Annotated in this window: 14 protein-coding genes; 11 read left to right on the top strand and 3 right to left on the bottom strand. The window is 61.0% G+C overall.

Annotated features, from left to right (window positions below; all coding sequences use genetic code 11):
• The first annotated feature begins 340 nt into the window (after positions 1-340).
• The 11 genes from FAZ30_RS17510 to FAZ30_RS17460 all read left to right on the top strand — a co-directional run bounded on the left by FAZ30_RS17510 (position 341) and on the right by FAZ30_RS17460 (position 13,644).
• Complete coding sequence (locus tag FAZ30_RS17510) at positions 341-781, top strand: winged helix-turn-helix transcriptional regulator (RefSeq protein ID WP_124643875.1); 441 nt, start codon at positions 341-343, stop codon at positions 779-781.
• A gap of 169 nt (positions 782-950) precedes the next feature.
• Entirely contained in the window at positions 951-1,868 is a 918-nt protein-coding gene (locus FAZ30_RS17505; protein ID WP_137009928.1) for a LysR family transcriptional regulator, read from the top strand.
• Between the two features lie 266 nt (positions 1,869-2,134).
• Complete coding sequence (locus FAZ30_RS17500; protein WP_205676613.1) at positions 2,135-3,160, top strand: ABC transporter substrate-binding protein; 1,026 nt, start codon at positions 2,135-2,137, stop codon at positions 3,158-3,160.
• Positions 3,161-3,349: 189 nt separating this feature from the next.
• Positions 3,350-4,366: an ABC transporter ATP-binding protein gene (locus FAZ30_RS17495; RefSeq protein WP_137009927.1), complete on the top strand. Its 1,017-nt coding sequence runs from the start codon at positions 3,350-3,352 to the stop codon at positions 4,364-4,366.
• A 9-nt stretch (positions 4,367-4,375) separates the two neighbouring features.
• On the top strand, positions 4,376-5,332 hold the full coding sequence (locus FAZ30_RS17490) for an ABC transporter permease (protein ID WP_137009926.1): 957 nt from the start codon (positions 4,376-4,378) through the stop codon (positions 5,330-5,332).
• Positions 5,322-6,137, top strand: coding sequence for an ABC transporter permease (locus FAZ30_RS17485; protein ID WP_137009925.1), 816 nt, complete (start codon positions 5,322-5,324; stop codon positions 6,135-6,137). Before FAZ30_RS17490 ends, FAZ30_RS17485 begins: the two co-directional genes overlap by 11 nt.
• 14 nt (positions 6,138-6,151) lie before the next feature.
• Complete coding sequence (locus tag FAZ30_RS17480) at positions 6,152-7,588, top strand: gamma-aminobutyraldehyde dehydrogenase (protein ID WP_124643881.1); 1,437 nt, start codon at positions 6,152-6,154, stop codon at positions 7,586-7,588.
• A 350-nt stretch (positions 7,589-7,938) separates the two neighbouring features.
• Positions 7,939-8,592: an OmpA family protein gene (locus FAZ30_RS20595; protein WP_199731009.1), complete on the top strand. Its 654-nt coding sequence runs from the start codon at positions 7,939-7,941 to the stop codon at positions 8,590-8,592.
• Positions 8,589-10,163, top strand: coding sequence for a caspase family protein (locus FAZ30_RS17470; RefSeq protein WP_124643882.1), 1,575 nt, complete (start codon positions 8,589-8,591; stop codon positions 10,161-10,163). Before FAZ30_RS20595 ends, FAZ30_RS17470 begins: the two co-directional genes overlap by 4 nt.
• Before the next feature lie 37 nt (positions 10,164-10,200).
• Positions 10,201-10,671, top strand: a complete 471-nt coding sequence (locus FAZ30_RS17465; protein ID WP_124643883.1) for a hypothetical protein — start codon at positions 10,201-10,203, stop codon at positions 10,669-10,671.
• Positions 10,672-10,683: 12 nt separating this feature from the next.
• Positions 10,684-13,644, top strand: coding sequence for a CHAT domain-containing protein (locus tag FAZ30_RS17460; RefSeq protein WP_137009924.1), 2,961 nt, complete (start codon positions 10,684-10,686; stop codon positions 13,642-13,644).
• 134 nt (positions 13,645-13,778) lie between these two features.
• Here FAZ30_RS17460 and moaA read toward each other — a convergent pair whose 3' ends face one another.
• The 3 genes from moaA to FAZ30_RS17445 all read right to left on the bottom strand — a co-directional run bounded on the left by moaA (position 13,779) and on the right by FAZ30_RS17445 (position 17,447).
• Entirely contained in the window at positions 13,779-14,753 is a 975-nt protein-coding gene (gene moaA / locus FAZ30_RS17455; RefSeq protein WP_137009923.1) for a GTP 3',8-cyclase MoaA, read from the bottom strand.
• A 133-nt stretch (positions 14,754-14,886) separates the two neighbouring features.
• Positions 14,887-15,543, bottom strand: a complete 657-nt coding sequence (locus FAZ30_RS17450) for a response regulator (protein WP_124643886.1) — start codon at positions 15,541-15,543, stop codon at positions 14,887-14,889.
• Positions 15,540-17,447 carry a type IV pili methyl-accepting chemotaxis transducer N-terminal domain-containing protein gene (locus tag FAZ30_RS17445; protein WP_137009922.1) on the bottom strand — a complete coding sequence of 636 codons (1,908 nt, stop codon included), beginning with the start codon at positions 17,445-17,447 and terminating at the stop codon, positions 15,540-15,542. Before FAZ30_RS17445 ends, FAZ30_RS17450 begins: the two co-directional genes overlap by 4 nt.
• Between the last annotated feature and the right edge of the window lie 172 nt (positions 17,448-17,619).

The raw sequence follows: 17,619 nt of genomic DNA, 5'->3' as shown, positions 1-17,619 counted from the left end.
TGCTTGATCAGATTCAATGGTAGAACGACTCATTGCGCCATACCTGCTGCAGTCGGGACCAAATTGCTGCTTTGGTCGGCACTGTAGGCTGGCTGAGCAGTGGCATCCTTTGCCGTGGACAGGTCATGACCAATGCCAACAGTCATCAGCGTGAAAACAAGGTAAGTCAGCGGGGCCGCGAGGATGAGCATGGGAAAACTCCTGTATGTTGAGCGGTTGCGGACCATTCATCCTTTGCTTCAGCTTTGGTGGGCAGATGGATTCTTGGTCACGAAGGTGTTACTATCAATTTGAAAGTAACAGTAGCATTCTTTTTCTCGATAGTCACTATTAAATTGATATGGACAAGAAAAATAGTTGTAGCAACCCCTGCCCAATCGCCCGCAGCCTTGCCCTGGTTGGCGATGCATGGAGCATGCTTATCCTGCGCGATGCGCATGCAGGATTGACCCGCTTTGACCAATTCAGGAAAAGCCTGGGAATCGCGCCAACCATGCTGACGACTAGACTGGCCAAGCTGACGGAGGAGGGTTTGCTGGAGAAGAGGCGTTATTCAGAACACCCGCCACGTGACGAATATGTCCTGACTACGGCAGGCACAGACTTCTTGCCGGTGTTGTTCATGATCGGAGCGTGGGGCCGCAAGCATCGTGGCGGCGGCGAGATGATACGTTTTATGGATACTGAGAACGGTACCGAGATTCAGCCCGTGGCCATTGATGGGGCAACCGGCTTTCCCATCGGGACCCGGCCGATCAGCATCATTCTCCCGACAGAATGACCATCCATAGCGGGTGAAGAGGTCTTGTCCGTTGTCACGACCGAGCGGGCTTCTCTGGGTGAAATGCCCCTTGGCTCCTGCTTGGGCAGGACAGCCGTGGCATGAGGCTGTTCGCAGCAACGGGTCTCGGGCACAATCGCGCCATAACAATAGGGTGAAGAGGGCGGAAGTGTCGATCACGCTGAAAAATGTGCGCTATTTTGTTGCTGTGGCTGAAATGCAGTCGATTTCACGCGCGGTGCAGGATCTGAATGTATCGCAATCGGTGGTGACCGAAGCCATCCGTGCGCTGGAGCTTGACCTGGGGGTGCAGCTGTTTACACGACACGCCCGTGGCATGAGCCTGACCCATGCTGGTTATCAGTTTCTGCGTCATGCCCACCAGATCCTGGCATCGGTGCGGCATGCGCGCGAAGCCCTGTCGATGCGACCGGATGCGGTAACCGGCCAGCTCAATATCGGTGTCACCAGCCTGGTGTGTGGTTATTTCCTGCCTTATCTGCTGGAGCGCTTTCGCAGCACTTTCCCGCAGGTGGAAGTGCGGGTAGTGGAAGACCAGCGCGACTATATCGAACACCTGCTGGTCAATGGCGAGCTGGATGCGGCGGTGCTGATCGTCTCCAATGTTCAGAACCGTCAGGCGCTACAGGCCGAGGTATTGCAGCAGTCCAGTTATCGTTTATGGCTGCCGGCTGGCCATCGTTTGCTGGATGGTGGCGTAGTCACGTTGACGGACCTGGCCGAGCAGCCGCTGGTGGCGCTGAAGCTGGATGAGCTGGAGGATGTGGCGACTGCCTTGTGGCGGCAGATTGGCCGCAAGCCGCAACTGGCGGTGCGCACGGCTTCGGTCGAGGCCATGCGTAGCCTGGTGGCCACCGGGGCTGGCCTGGCCATCATGCCGGATGTGCTCTATCGCCCGTGGTCGCTAGAAGGGGACCGTCTGGAGGTGCTGCCCTTACAGGAAGAAACCCCAACGCTGGAAGTAGGCGTGGTGTGGCGGCGCGGTATGCGGGTTTCTGACAGCACTCACAACTTCCTTGCTCTGGCCAGAGAGTACAGCCGCAGTCATAAACAAACCTTTTCTTGATATCTGTATTTTCGATAATCATTCATAAGCCATCATTTATTGCGATGGCTTAGTGCGCCTCATGCTGTTGTCTTGCTGCGGACAAGCGCTTGCTGTCCAGCCGCCGGCCTGTCTTATTCTTTTTCTCCTGCACCAAAGCATTGCTATCTGTTTTTCCAATCCCTGTCATTGGCCGGACTGGCTAGGGGCTCTGCCGTGTGCTGCCTAGAATCGGCTCACACATTCCCAGACGCACAATGCGCAGTCCTTGGAGAAGGAGAAACGTGATGCAAAGCAGCCTGATTCGCCTGACCGCCGCCCTGGTCAGTTCCAGCCTGATTGCCCCTGCCGTGCTGGCCGCACCATTGGCCACATTGGGCAAGCCGGAAGGCAAACTCAATATCATTGCCTGGCCCGGTTATATCGAGCGCGGGCAGAGCGACAAGAATTACGACTGGGTGACCGGTTTCGAAAAGTCCACCGGCTGCCAGGTGAACGTGAAAACCGCGGCCACCTCGGACGAAATGGTGTCGCTGATGAATTCACCCAATTACGACCTGGTAACAGCCTCGGGTGATGCTTCGCTGCGGCTGATCTACGGCAAGAAGGTGCAGGAAATCAACCCGGCGTTGATCCCCAGCTGGAACACGCTGGACCCGCGAGTGAAGAGTGGTAACTGGTTTACCGTGGCCGGAAAACCCTATGGCGTACCCTACCAGTGGGGGGCCAACTTCCTGATGTACAACAGCAAGGTCTTCAGCAAGGCACCCACCAGCTGGTCGGTGCTGTTCGAGCCGGGCAATCTGCCCGATGGCAAGCCCAACAAGGGCCGGGTGCAGGCTTACGATGGCGCCATCTACATTGCGGACGCCGCACTCTACCTGATGCACAAGAACCCCAAGCTGGGCATCAAAGACCCCTATGAGCTGAATGAAGCCCAGTACGCCGCCGTGCTGAAGCTGCTGCGTCAGCAAAAAGGCCTGACCCATCGCTACTGGCATGATGTCACCGTGCAGATGAATGACTTCAAGAAAGAAGGCGTGGCCGTATCCAGTGCCTGGGGTTACACCATCAACACCCTGCAGGCAGAGAAATTCCCGGTGGCCGGCACCATTCCGCAAGAAGGGGCCACGGGCTGGGCCGATACCACCATGCTGCATGCTCAGGCGCAGCACCCGGTGTGCGCCTACAAGTGGATGGAGTGGTCGCTCAATAAAAAGCTGCAGTCTGGTCTGGCCGAGTGGTTTGGCTCTAACCCGGTGGTGGCCGAAGCCTGCCAGACCAAGGCCCCTGGCGGCAGCAATTTCTGCTAGAGCAACGGCTTTGACCGCTTTGCCCAGATCCGCTTCTGGCGTACTCCTGTGGCCAAGTGTGGCCAGGGCAGCTGTGTGCCGTATAGCCGCTGGACTGCCGATTACATTGCCATCATGGGCGGTCGCTGACCGCATGCAGAACATGCTGCCTGTCGGCACGGTGCCGATGGGCAGCCGGGAGTTTGAGTCATGACCCTTGCCGTCCGTTTCCAACAGGTTAGCCGCCATTACGATGCCGTGCGTGCGGTGGACCAGATCGACCTGGCCATTGCCGAGGGCGAATTCTTTTCCATGCTGGGGCCGTCCGGTTCAGGCAAAACCACCAGTTTGCGGCTGATTGCCGGTTTCGAGCAGCCCAGCAGTGGCTCCATCCAGATTTTTGGCCGCGAAGCCGCTGGCTTGCCGCCCAATCTGCGCGACGTGAATACCGTGTTCCAGGACTACGCGCTGTTTCCGCACATGAGCGTGCTGGACAATGTGGCCTACGGCTTGATGATCAAGGGCGCGGCGCGGGCCGAGCGCCACCGCCGTGCCGAAGCCATGCTGGACATGGTGAAACTGGGCCAGTACGGCAGCCGCCGTCCGTCCGCCTTGTCCGGTGGCCAACGCCAGCGGGTGGCCCTGGCGCGCGCATTGATTCTGCAGCCGCGGGTGCTGTTGCTGGACGAACCGCTGGGTGCGCTGGACCTGAAGCTGCGCGAGCAGATGCAGACCGAACTGAAGGCCCTGCAGCGCAAGCTGGGCATTACCTTTATTTATGTCACCCACGATCAGGGCGAGGCGTTGTCGATGTCCGACCGGGTGGCGGTGTTCAACAAGGGCCGCATCGAACAGATTGCCGCCCCGCAGGTGCTCTATACCCAGCCGGCCACTGCCTTTGTGGCGGATTTTGTCGGGACGTCGAATGTTTTCGATGCTGCTTGGGCGGCCTGCCTGACCGGCCAGCAGCAGGCTTTTGCCGTGCGTCCGGAGCGCATCCGCCCGGTGCAGGATGGCCAGGCTGGCGATGGCATCCGCTTGCCCACCCGGCTGCTCGACGTGCAGTACCTGGGCGCAGTCAGCCGCTACGAGCTGGAAGCCGGCCCGGAGCGCATCATCAGCATGGTGTTGCCCAATGACGATGCAGCCGCTCGCCAGGTGTTGACTCCCGGTCAGGCGGTTACGGTGTGGCTGCCGGCGCAGGCCATGCATGCGCTGGCCGGCTAAGGAGATGACATGATGACTGTTTCACTGCCAGAAGGGCAGGCCACCCCAACCCGCCCGGGCATCTTGTTGCGGCTGGGAGGCGCGCTGTATCGCCATCCCGCCCTGCAACTGGCCTTGCTGCTGGCACTGCCGCTGCTGTGGTTCGTGCTGGTGTATCTGGGTGCGCTGTGTACCTTGCTGGCACAGAGCGTGTTGACCTTTGACGACTTCACCATGTCGGTCAGCCGCGAACTGACGCTGGACAACTACCGCCAGCTGCTGTCGCCGGCCAATCTGGACGTGGTGTTGCGCACGCTCAGCATGGCCACGCTGGTGTCACTGGCTTCGGCGGTACTGGCTTTCCCGCTGGCTTATTACATGGTGCGCTATGCCCGTGGCTGGCAGAAGGGCTTCTTCTATGTGGCGGTGATGCTGCCGATGTGGGCCAGCTATATCGTCAAGGTGTATGCCTGGACCGTACTGCTGGCCAAGGGCGGCATCGTGTACTGGGCTTACCAGACGCTGGGCCTGCAGGGGATTGTCGACTGGTTGATGGCACTGCCGCTGATCGGGGGGAATTCGCTGACCACGTCCAACCTGGGGCGCTTTACCGTGTTCACCTATATCTGGCTGCCCTTCATGATTCTGCCGATTCAGGCGGCTCTGGAGCGGGTGCCGGCCAATCTGCTGCAGGCCAGCAGCGATCTGGGGGCCAGTGGTGCGCAAACCTTCCGTCACGTCATCCTGCCGCTGGCCTTTCCGGGCGTGGTGGCCGGTTCCATCTTCACCTTCTCGCTGACACTGGGCGATTACATCATTCCGCAGCTGATTGGCCCTTCCGGCCTGTTCATCGGCTCCATGGTGTACACCATGCAGGGTTCCATCGGCAATATGCCGCTGGCCGCCGCCTTTACCGTGGTGCCGGTATGCATCATCGGCTTGTACCTGCTGGGTGCCCGCAAACTGGGAGCGTTCGATGCACTCTGATCAATCCGACCGCGCGCCGTGGTTGCTGCGTCTGCTGGCCTTTGGTGGCATCGGCTTTCTGTTTCTGCCCATTGCCGTCATCGTGCTGTACGCCTTCAACGCGGAGAGTTCCGGTTACAGCTTTCCGCCACAGGGCTTCACCCTGGGCTGGTTTGCCGCTGCCTTTGCGCGTGATGACGTGATGGCCGCCATTGGCCTGTCAGTGCGGCTGGCTGCGCTGGCCACGGTGCTGGCGCTGCTGCTGGGTACCCTGGCGGCTGCCGCGCTGTATCGGCGCGACTTTCTGGGCAAGGACGCCATCACCATGATGCTGATCCTGCCGATTGCGCTGCCTGGCATCATTACCGGCATTGCCTTGCTGTCGGCATTCCGGCTGGCGGACATCACACCCGGCTTCTGGACCATCGCCATCGGCCACGCCACCTTCTGTGTGGTGGTGGTGTACAACAATGTGATTGCCCGCTTTCGCCGCATCAGCACCAGCCTGCTGGAGGCCTCGCAGGACTTGGGTGCCAATATGTGGCAAAGCTTCCGCTATGTCATCCTGCCGCAAATTGCTACCGCGCTGCTGGCCGGGGGCATGCTGGCCTTTGCCCTGAGCTTTGACGAAATCATTGTCACCACTTTTACCGCGGGCAATGAAGTGACACTGCCCATCTGGATGCTGAACCAGCTGAGCCGCCCGCGCGATGTACCCATTACCAATGTGGTGGCCCTGTGCGTGATGCTGATGACAGCACTGCCCATTCTGGCTGCCTACACCCTGACCCGTGGCACGGAAGACATTGCCGGTAGCGGCAAATAAGACGAGGAACAAGCATGGACAAGACTCTGCAATGCAAGATGCTGATCAACGGCGAATTCGTGACGGGAGAGGGCGAGCAGGAGGGCATTCTCAACCCGGCCACTGGCGAGCTGATTGTGCATGTCAACGAAGCGTCACTGGAGCAGGTGCAGGCGGCGGTGGCGGCGGCCCAGGCAGCCTTCCCGGCCTGGGCGCGCACCAGCCCGCGTGAGCGATCCGAACGCCTGTTGCAACTGGCGGATGCCATCGAGGCGCGCGGGCCGGAATTTGCCCGGCTCGAGTCGCTTAACTGTGGCAAGCCCTATCATCTGGCACTGAACGATGAAATCCCCGCCGTGGTGGACGTGTTCCGCTTCTTTGCCGGTGCGGTGCGTGCCCAGACGGGCATGCTGGCCGGTGAATATCTGCCAGGCCATACCAGCATGATTCGCCGCGACCCGCTGGGCGTGGTGGCGTCGATTGCACCGTGGAACTACCCGCTGATGATGGCCGCCTGGAAAATTGCCCCGGCGCTGGCTGCCGGCAATACCGTGGTGCTCAAGCCATCGGAACAGACGCCGCTGTCCACGCTGAAGCTGGCCGAGCTGGTGGCAGGTCTGTTTCCGGCCGGGGTGTTCAACCTGGTGCTGGGCCGTGGCGAAACCGTGGGTAGCCCGCTGATTTCCCAGCCGCAGGTCCGCATGATCTCCATTACGGGTGATGTTTCCACCGGTCAGCGTGTGCTGGAAACCGCCTCGCGCTCGGTCAAGCGTACCCATCTGGAGCTGGGCGGCAAGGCGCCGGTGATCATTTTTGATGATGCCGATCTGGCTTCCGCAGTAGAGGGCATCCGTGCTTTTGGTTATTACAACGCTGGCCAGGACTGCACTGCAGCCTGCCGCCTGTATGTGCAAAAAGGGCTGTACGAACGTTTTGCTGCTGATCTGGCCAGTGCCGTCAGCACCATCAAAGTGGGCCATCAACACCTGGATGGCGTGGAGATGGGGCCGCTGATTTCCGAACGTCAGCGCAATCGCGTCGCCAGCTTTGTCGAGCGCGCCCAGCAACTGTCCCATGTCGAGGTGCTGACCGGTGGCAAGCTGGGTGAGGGGCCGGGCTTTTTCTACCAGCCCACGGTGATTGCCGGTGCGCAGCAGCAGGATGAAATCGTGCAACGCGAGGTGTTTGGCCCGGTGGTGTCCATTACCCCGTTCGACGATGCCGATCAGGTCATCCAGTGGGCCAATGATTCGGATTACGGCCTGGCCAGCTCGGTATGGACTGCCGATGTGGGGCGCGCCATGCAGCTGAGTGCGCAATTGCAATATGGCTGCACCTGGGTGAATACCCACTTCATGCTGGTGAACGAAATGCCGCATGGCGGCATGAAGCGTTCCGGCTACGGCAAAGACATGTCCATGTACGCGCTGGAAGACTACAGCTGCGTGCGCCATGTGATGCTCAAGCACTGACAAGGCCCGTCAGCGCTTCCTGCCAGCCCGGTATCTTTCCTGTGAAAGACCGGGCTGTTGCATTTGCTGCGTTCCACCCTCGCTGCATGCCCACCACCGCCAGTTGCTCTGGCAGGGCGCACTCATCCTGAGCGGGCCTTCTTGCCCAAAGGGTGGATCACTGTCCCTTGTCGCGGTGTTGTTGCTACCTCTATCACTTGACAAAAATGCTTTGCTTTTTCGGTTTTTGCAGGCCAGTTTGTTATCATGAAAATGGGATATGTGGTGGCTGTCGGGTGCTGCCGGAGTGTCTGCGGGCCGGGAAGGCCCGCCATACAAGAAACCATCAATAAAAATGGCAGGGAGTCGTGATGTACAAGAACAAGAGCATGCTGCGTCTGGCATGGGGTGTCATGGCGTTTTTATTCGTTTGTCAAGGCGTGGCGCAGGCAGAAGATGCGCCGGATACCCGGTCCATGATCGAGTCGCTCAAGCCACTGAAAACCCGCAGCTTGCGCAATCTGCAGGTGAGCCCGGTCAAGCCGGTGGCCGAGCCTGCTGCCGAGGCCGCCGTCGACAGTGTCAATCTGCCACCCGCCGTGCCTGCGGCGAGTAACCAGCCGACGCCGGTCGCCGCCGCGCCGCTTGCAGCCACGCCACCGCAGGCCGAGGCTGCGCCCAGCCTGTCGCTGGCCATTCAGTTTGATCCCAATTCGGTACAGATCAGCAGCGCTAGCCAGCAGGCGCTGGCACGGCTGGCTTCGGCGCTGCAGTCCAGCGAGCTGCGCGACTTTCATTTCCTGATCGAGGGGCATACCGATGCCAAGGGCCTGCCAGCCTATAACCGCAAGCTGTCGCAGCTGCGGGCCGATGCCGTACGCAAGCTGCTGATTACCCGTGGTGTGGCTGCCCAGCAATTGCGCGCACTAGGCAAGGGTTCGGACGAGCCGGCCAACAAGGCAGACCCCTATGCAGCTGAAAACCGCCGCGTTCGTATCGTCAATACCGATCAGGTCAATCCGTGAAAGCCACTGCGATGAAGAAAAGCCTGTTATCCGCCACGCTGGCCGCGCTGTGCGCCTCTGGCATCACCCTGGCGGCCGATGCCCCGGCCGTGGTGAACAACCGTTTTGCGCTGATCATCGGCATTGGGCATTACAGCAATGCCGCCATTCCATCGCTCAAGGGGGTGCAGCATGATATGGGCAGTGCGCACCAGATGGCGGCCAGCATGGGTATTCCGGACGAAAACATCAGCTATCTGCGCGATGAGCAGGCCACGGCCGAGCATATCCGCCAGGCGATTGCCCAATTAAACCAGCGCCTGCACAGCGGTGACCGGCTGTTTGTTTATTACTCCGGTCATGGCACTCGCTGGCATGAATCGAGCAGTGCCGAGGGCATGTGTACCGAGGGCCTGGTCGCCACCGATGGCGATGTGCTGAGCAACCGGGAAATGGGCAAGTTGCTGGAGCCGCTGGCGCGCAAGACCGACAAGATGATGGTGTTTTATGACTCCTGCTTCTCCGGTGGCGTGGTGGCCAATCCGATGAAGACGCGGGCGCTGACCATCAACAATACCCTGTATACCCCCAAGTTCACCTCCGAAACGGCACCGGGCAGTTGCTTCAGCCCCAGCAATTTCAAAACACGCTCGCTCAGCGCCGCGCTGAAAGAGCAGGGCGGTCTGCCGCAGAATATTGTTCATATCGCCGCCAGCAAGCCGGACGAAGTGTCTTTTGACAATGCCCAGCGCGGAGGCCTGGCCACTACTGCCTGGCGCGATTGCCTGCAGGGTGAGGCGCGTGATCTGGATGGCAGTGGTGCCATTACCGTGGATGAAATCACCCGCTGTGCCCAGGCCAAGCTGGATGACAATCTGGCCAATCAGCCCGGTGTGCTGGGTCAGCACATGACGGTAGGTGGCAACAAGGAATTTGTGCCGGCCTGGATCAAGAGCGCCTTCGTGACACCGACACCGCCCACACCGCCCCTTGCCACGCCGGCCTCCGCCAACCGTCCGGCACCGCTGCCGCAAACTGTTGTACACCAGGCCAGCCCGGCGGAAATTCTGGAGCAGATTCATGCCCAGCGCGATGGTAGCCGTGAACTGCAGGTCAAAATGGGGCGCGAGCAGCTGAAGATAGGCCGCGACAAGCTGGAACTCAGCGTGACTGCACCGCAGGACGGCTATCTCTACATTGCGCTGGCCGGTTCGGATGGCAAGAGCCTCTACCTGCTCTACCCCAACAAGCTGGATGGCGACAACCGGATCAAGGCCGGGCAGACCGTGCAATTGCCACGCAAGACATGGCAGGTGGACGCCGGTGGGCCGGCAGGGCGTGACAGCCTGTTGGTGATGGTGACCGACTCGCCGCGCCAGCTCAAACAGCTGAAGGGCGAAGCGGCCGGCCCCTTTGTGCAGACCCTGCTCGACAAGCAGGGCCGTTCCCTGTTGCAGCAGGTGATGGCCAGTTCGGCCAATACCGGCATGACAGAGTGCAGCAGCGCCACCCCGCTGCGTAACCTGCAGGTCAGCAAACGCTGTTCGGATGCCTTTGCCTCGGCGCTGTTGCCATTGCAGGAAGTGGACTAGCCCGTTCGCCCCCAATCCCTCCCATGGAGAACCGCGCATGAAACGCCTCGCCACCCTGTTGTTGCTGGCTGCCAGCCTGAGCCATGCAGAAAACCTTCCGCTGCCGGCCAGCACCCCACCGGCGCAGCCGACCAGCCAGAGCCTGATGTTCATTGATTCCAAACTGTTTGATGGCCGCTTGTACAACGAACTGAGCAAGCAGCCGGACAAGCTGGAAATCACCATGTCCGGCCAGATTACCCTGACCAATATCTCGCCGCGGCTGGACCGCTGGCTGTCGCTGATTGGCGAGAATGGCCTGATGGAGCTGCAGGAAATCCCCGAGCCGGCCCAGTTGAACCAGCGCGCACTGTTTGCCCTGCTGCCCATCATGTATTCCATGGTGGGGGAGGCGCGGGAAGCACTGGTGAATGCGCAGGCCAAGCGCTACAACGCCAAGGTGTATTACTACAAGGACGCGGGTGGCAATGCCGTCATCAATCGCGTCATCCTGACCAGAAAACCCTGATCGAGCCCCTGCATGTCTGTTTGCCATCGTCCTGGCCGTGTTGCCACGCTGTTGAAATTGCTGTGTCCGACTTTGCGCCAGCGCAGCCCCTTGCGTCATCGGCTGGCTGTGCTGGCCCTGTTGCTGGCCAGCCCGGCCTTTGCCGGTAACGGACTGGGCCGCCAGGTGTCGGAGATGGGCTGGCAGTGGACCCAGTACATGCTGCAGGAGGACTACCCGAATGCCGAAGCCACCGCCCGCTCCCGCGTGGCCATGAGCCTGGGTACCGACCATCTGGGCGATGGCTACCGTAACCTTGGCGGCACGCTGGTGATGCGTGGCAAATGGGTGGAGGCCGAAGTGGTGCTGCGTCAGGCACTGCCACTGGTTGAAAGCAAGCATGGCAGCAATAATCGCCAGCCGATTGGCGTGCTGAAGAATCTGGCCAAGCTGATGATCCGTCAGGCTCGTTTCCAGGAAGCACAGGCCTTCATCAGCGAAGGCATGCGCCGCCAGCTGGCGTATGCGCCGGATCGCATCTCCATGGTGGAGCTCTACAATCTGCAGGCCTCCGTGCTGCACCAGCTGCATCAGGACAAGCAGGCGGAGGAGGTGCTGCAGAAAGCGGATGCGCTCAAGGTGGTGGCCGAGCCGATGGACCCGGACGATAACGGCTCCGGCCCGAATACCGTGACCAAAGTGCGTGCCAGCAGCCTCTACCTGCATGGCTTGTGTCAGGCGGGCCTGGGCAACCGGGCGGCTGAGGAGAAATTCTATCAGCAGGCACTGGACCGCTATCACCAGTTGCCGGGTGCCAAAGAGTCGGCCACCAGCATTCAGATATTGAATTCCCAGGGCATGCTGTATCTGCAGCAAAAGCGCTATGCAAAGGCCGTCAGCGTGCTGCGCCAGGCCCGTCAGCTATCCAGCCAGGTACTGGGGCCGTTGCATCCGCTCACCGCGCAAAGTGGCGTCGATCTGGCGCTGGCGCTGGAGAATGGCGGGCAGGACGCAGAGGCAGACGCACTGTATCGACCTGCGGTCGCCCAGCTGGAGCAGCTGAATGCGCTGAACAGTTTCAGCCGCGCCGGCCTGCTGTATGGGCGTTTTCTCGCCCGCCACGGCCGGCTGGAAGAGGCGCTGGCCATCTATCAGCAGACGCTGGACGCGGTAGACAAGCAGTTTGCCCAGACGCGCGGGCTGGATGATGGCGTGCGTGAAGGTTTTGTCTCGCGCTTTCATGTCAATTATCTGGAAACCATCCAGCTGCTGTTGCGTCTGCACCAGCAGCAGCCAACGGCCGGCTACGACCGGCAGATCCTGGCGGTGGTGTCGCGTACCCAGAGCCGTTTGTTCAGCGAACTGCTGAAGCAGGCCGATGTCAGCCGCCTGAACGACAACAGCAGCTTCCGCGCCTTGCGCCGACAGCAGCAAGAGCTGCAGACCCGTCTGGCCGAGTTGCGCCGCGAACGCACCAATACCGGGGCCTTCAATGAAAATCCGGATGATGGGCGAGCGGCCTCCAGCGACAGTGACAACACCGGCAGGGACAAGCTGGTGCAGGAGCGGGTACAGGCCAGCCGGCAGCGTATCGATGCCGATATCCACCAGGCGCGCCAGGCGCTGCAAGGCGTCAACCAACAGCTGTGGCAGCAGTTTCCGCGCTTCATGGACCTGGCCGAACCCAAAGCGGTAGACGTGCAGCGCCTGCAAAAGAACATCCTGCATCCCGGCGAAAGCCTGCTGACTTATTTCCTGCTCGACAAGGAAACCCTGGCTTTTGTCACCACCACCGATAGTTTTCACATGGTGCGACTGCCCGTGGGGAAAAAGCAGGTGGCCGAGCTGGTTACCGCACTACGCGCACCGGAGGAGGCCGCCGGCGACGCCATGGCCAGCTTGCAGCAACTGGACCCGGCCCTGCTGTACCGCGCCTATCAGCAGCTGTTCCAGCCGCTGGAGCCCTGGCTGAAGCCGGGAAGCCGGCTGCTGTCGGTGGGCGATGGCCCGCTGCACACCCTGCCGCTGGAAATGCTGATCACCCGCTGGGATGACACCGACCAGCAACAGTTTGCCCAGGCCCGCCAGCAACAGCCGCTGCTGGGCGAGTATGCCGGTCTGCATTATCTGGGCGACCGCTACCAGCTGGCTTATTTGCCCAGCCTGTCCTCACTGGTGTCGATGCGTGAATACCGTCGCCCGCGCATTGCCTACCGGCACGAGCTGGTGTCCTTTGCCGACCCGCTGTTCGATGCGACGGCGCAGCAGGAATCGGGCTTTTTCTCCAGCCTGCTGGGGCAAAGCCTGACCCGCAACTATGGCAAGCCCAAGGCCAGCCAGCTGAATATTCCGCGCCTGCCGGAAACCGCGCAGGAGGCCCGTGGCATCGACCGTATCCTGGGTGGCAACAACACCCTGTACCTGGAAGAAAATGCGCAGGAATACACGCTGAAGCATCTGGACCTCAGCACCACCCGCTACCTGCACTTTGCCACCCACGGTTTGCTGGGCGGCGAGTTTGTCATGCTCAAGGAATCCTTGGCGGATGAGGGGAGCGACAGCAGTCGCCTGCATCCGGAGCCTGCGCTATTGCTGTCGCTGTCCGGCAATCTGCATGGTGAGGACGGCCTGCTGACCATGCATGAGGTGGTGGATCAACTGAACCTGAGCGCCGAGCTGGTGGTGCTGTCTGCCTGCAATACCGCTGGCGAGCATGATGTGGCGCATAGCGGCGAAGGCTTTGCCGGCCTGGCGCGGGCCTTTATGTATGCTGGCGCGCAGGGCTTGCTGGTCAGTCACTGGAGTGTGGAAAGCCAGGCCACGCAGGAATTGATGGTGGCCACGTTCAGCCGCCTGAAGGCCGGCAGCAGCGCCACGGCGGCTATCGAAGCGGCACGGCGTGAGCTCAAGCAAAGCCGCTATGGCAATGCCGGGCAGCAGGTTTCGCGCGCACACCCTTTCTTTTGGGCACCGTTTGTTTATGTCGGAGACTGAAAACAGCGGCTGACGGTAAAAATATGCGTCATGCGGGGACGGGGACTTGGTACAAGCCAGGGGACTGACTCGCGCGGTGGGATGAGCGAGCCCTGCCTTGGCCGGCAGCTCGCTCCTTGCATGATGGGCTGGCCTCAGCCCCCGGTCATCGACATGAAACGCATGATTTGCTGCGGTTGCTGGTTGAATTCGTGGCGTTCCGGTTTCAGTTCGATGGCGGTGCGAATGGCTGTTTCCAGTTCGGCATCGCTGCAGCCTGCGCGCAGTAGCGGGCGCAGTTCCAGCTTTTCCTCTTGTCCCAGGCACATATACAAGGTGCCATCCACCGACAGGCGCACCCGGTTGCAGCTGGCGCAGAAATGCTGCGACATCGGCGTAATCAGCCCCAGCGTGCAGCTGCCGTCCTGGCTTTGCCAGTAGCGGGCAGGGCCGCCGCCCAGGCTCAGCGCGCTGGGGGTCAGGCCATGGCGTTCGCTCAGGCTGTGCAAGAGCTGTGACAAATCCAGCCCGTCTGCTTGCTGGCCGGTATGGCCCATGGGCATGGCTTCGATCAGGCGCAGGATGAATCCATGTGTCTTGCAGTAAGCCAGCATGGCGTCGATATCGTGGTCGTTGACGCCGGCCAGTGGCACCATATTGATCTTGATGCTCTTGAAACCGGCAGCGCGGGCGATCGACAGTCCCTGCAATACCTGCTCCAGGCTGTCGCTGCCGCTGATGCTGGCGACGCAGTCTCGCCGTAGCGAGTCGAGGCTGACGTTCAGCCGTTGCAAGCCTGCCGCCTTGAGCGCACCGGCCTGGGCGGCCAGCTGGGTGCCATTGGTGCTGAGCGACAGGTCGTCCACGCCGGGCTGGCTGGCGAGCATGCCGATCAACTCTGGCAGATTGCGCCGCAATAGCGGTTCGCCGCCGGTCAGGCGAAAGCGCCGGGTTCCCAGGCGGGCAAAGGCTGCCACCACCCGCTGGATTTCGGCAAAGCCCAGCCAGTTGGCCGGTTCTTCAAAGTTCTTGAAACCCTTGGGTATGCAGTAGCTGCAGCGCAGATCGCAGCGGTCGGTAACGGATAGCCGCAGATAGTCGATGCTTCTGCCAAAACGGTCGCGTAACATGGCTGACCCTCTGAGGGGAGAATGGCCAGAGTGTAGGCGCATCCAGCGGGCTTGCCAGTTGGCCGGTGGTGGGGTTTTCGCTAGGTCTGAGGGAGTAGGGGGCTGGTGCGAAAGGGCGGATACCGCCCTGGCTTCAGGGCAGCTTGTCCAGCCCGTGCTCCACGGCAAACAGCGCGGCCTGCACCCGGCCGTTCAGGTTCAGTTTGCGCAGGATGTTCTGTACATGCACCTTGATGGTGCTCTCGGCCAGATCCAGCGCACGGGCGATTTCCTTGTTGCTGATGCCCCGGCTGAGCCAGGCCAGGATTTCGCGTTCACGCTGGGTCAGTTGATCCAGCCCGGTCGGCTTGTTTTTCTGCGTGTCGACGCTGCGTAGCTGTTGCAGCAGCCGTGAGGTCATTTCCGGCGACAGCACGCTGTCGCCATCCACTGCGCGGCGAATGCTGGCCAGCAGGAAGTCGGCATTGATGTTTTTCAGCAGATAGCCGCGCGCGCCCAGTTTCAGGCATTCGGCCAGATCTTCACCGTCTTCCGATACGGTGAGCATCAGCACCGCCAGTTGCGGCTGGCTGACCATGATCTGTGCCAGCGCCTCGCGCCCGTTCATCTGCGGCATGTCGATATCCAGCAGGACCACGTCCGGCTTCAGTTGTTCGCACAGCTTGACGCCTTCCAGGCCGTCGGCCGCTTCGCCAATGATGTCGAAATCACTTTGTCGTTGCAGCAGCGCCTTCAGGCCGCTGCGGAACAGGGTGTGGTCGTCAACCAGCAAAATGCGGATGGGTGTCATGCGGCTTGTCTTTCACTTTGTGGTAGCAGCAATTGTACTTCGGTGCCGCCGTGCGGATGGGGATGAATGCTGATCTGGCTGCGAATGCGGGCTGCGCGCTCCTGCATGATGGATAGCCCGACATGGCTGGCGCGGCGGGTGGCAACGACATCCTCATCAAAGCCGCAGCCGTCGTCCCGTATGCTCATGCTGAAATCGGCCTGGTTGAGTATTTCTATGCGTACGCGCTGTGCCTGCGCATGTTTGCGCACATTGGACAGCGCTTCTTGCAGGATGAAGATCAGCTGCAACTGCTGCTGTGGATTGAGCGCCAGCCCGTCACCACCCATATTGAGCTGGGTGGGGATGTGCGTCTGCTTTTCAAAGCGCTCCAGCAGGGTGCGCACGGCATCGGAAAAGTCTTCCTTGCTGATGCGGGTGCGGAAATTCAGCAGCAGTTCGCGCACGTCTTCATAGCATTCCTGCACTCCGGCGCGGATGAAGCCAAGGTTTTCCTGCGCCTGCTCCATTTGCTGCTCGGCCAGTGCGGCGTCCAGCATCTGTACTTGCAGATTCAGGAAGGACAGCGACTGGGCAATGCTGTCGTGCAGGCCTTGGGCCATCAGGTTGCGCTCTTCTGATACGGCAAACTGGCGGTCGCGGGCTGCCAGGCGGTGGTTTTCCACCGCCACGCCCAGATGGCTGCCCAGGGTTTCCAGCAGAAACTGGTCTTGCGTGGCCAGCTTGGGGTCCTGATAGAAGTACAGGGTGAAAATGCCGACATTGGTCTGGTTGTGCCGGATGTGAAACACGGCAATGCTGGAGAAGCCGGCGCGCTGGCAGTGCTTTTCGGTCGCCGCCGGCAACTGGTCGAAGCGATGCAGCACGGAGAAGGGCTGCGGCACGGTATCGCCACACAGGCAGCCATTGAGCGTGGCGCAATCGTCTTCTTCCTGCAGTTCGGCCGGCAGGCCGTTCTGGGCGATCAACTCCAGCCGTCCGCGTTTGAAATCCACCAGCCGCACACTGCCGGCATCGGCACCGGTCAGCTCGATCAGCCGCTCGATGAAGCCGCTGCACATGTCGGTCAGGCTGTGCGAGTCATGCAGGAAGGCAGTGACGTTGTACAGGGCGGCCAGCTGGCGGTTCTTGTATTCCACCGAGCGGGTCTTGTCGGCCACTTTCTGTTCCAGTGTGGCGTACAGGTCCTGCAAACGGTCGGCCATCTGGTTGAAACCGGTGGCAATGGTGGCAAATTCGTCGTTATTGTCCACGCTGACCCGGGCGTCCAGATTGCCGTCGCGCAGTCGCAGCATGCCTTCGCCCAGGGTGTTGAGTGGCCGGATCACCAGCAGGAACAGCAGGAACATCATGCTGAACGAGCCAATGATGGCCATGGCGATCAGCGCCATCTGGAAAAAGCGCAGCAGGGTGGTATTGCGGGCGTTGTCTTCTTCCACCAGCTTGACCAGGCGGTCGATACGGTTGACGAAGCGGGCGATGTCCGGGCTTTCCATCTGGCGCTGGCCGGCATGCTGACTGGCTGTGGTTTCCAGCAGCGGCAGCATGTCGGACTGCCATGAGTGCTCGATATCGCGCACCTGCTGCCTGACCGTGGCATTGTCCGGCAGGAACAGCGGCCGCGCCGGATCGCCCTGCTTCAGCCGGGCCAGGATGGCGGCGAACTGCTGCTCGCCTTCATGAATGGCGGCCAGCGGTGCGCCTTCGCTTACTTGCAGCGCGATATGGTAGCTGCGCATGCGCAAGCTGCCGGCATCGTTGATGGCGGCCGCGCCGCCTTCCAGCTTCCACGACAGGATGAGGGTGTAGCCGATGGAGGTCATGGCCAGCAGCAGCCAGGCGATGGTCAGCAGCAAGAGCTTGGTGGACAGGCTGCTTAGGCGCGGGGTCTGGTAGAGCATCATCGTGCGGGGCATCCGGGTGGCGGGTGGCATGGTATTGCCAAAGGCAATGCTGCCCACAATAACCCCTGGCCTGCCGGACAGCAATTCTCCGTAAGGGGTAGGGCGCAGTGGCGTGACATGTCCGGGGCCGGCTGCAATGGCTAAGGCCGCGCGGGGTGGCATGCTACTTTGT

Source organism: Aquitalea aquatilis (genome assembly GCF_005155025.1).
GTDB classification, from domain to species: domain Bacteria; phylum Pseudomonadota; class Gammaproteobacteria; order Burkholderiales; family Chromobacteriaceae; genus Aquitalea; species Aquitalea aquatilis.
The sequence above is the reverse complement of the archived record's forward strand: the minus strand, read 5'-3'. Positions and strand labels throughout refer to the sequence as shown.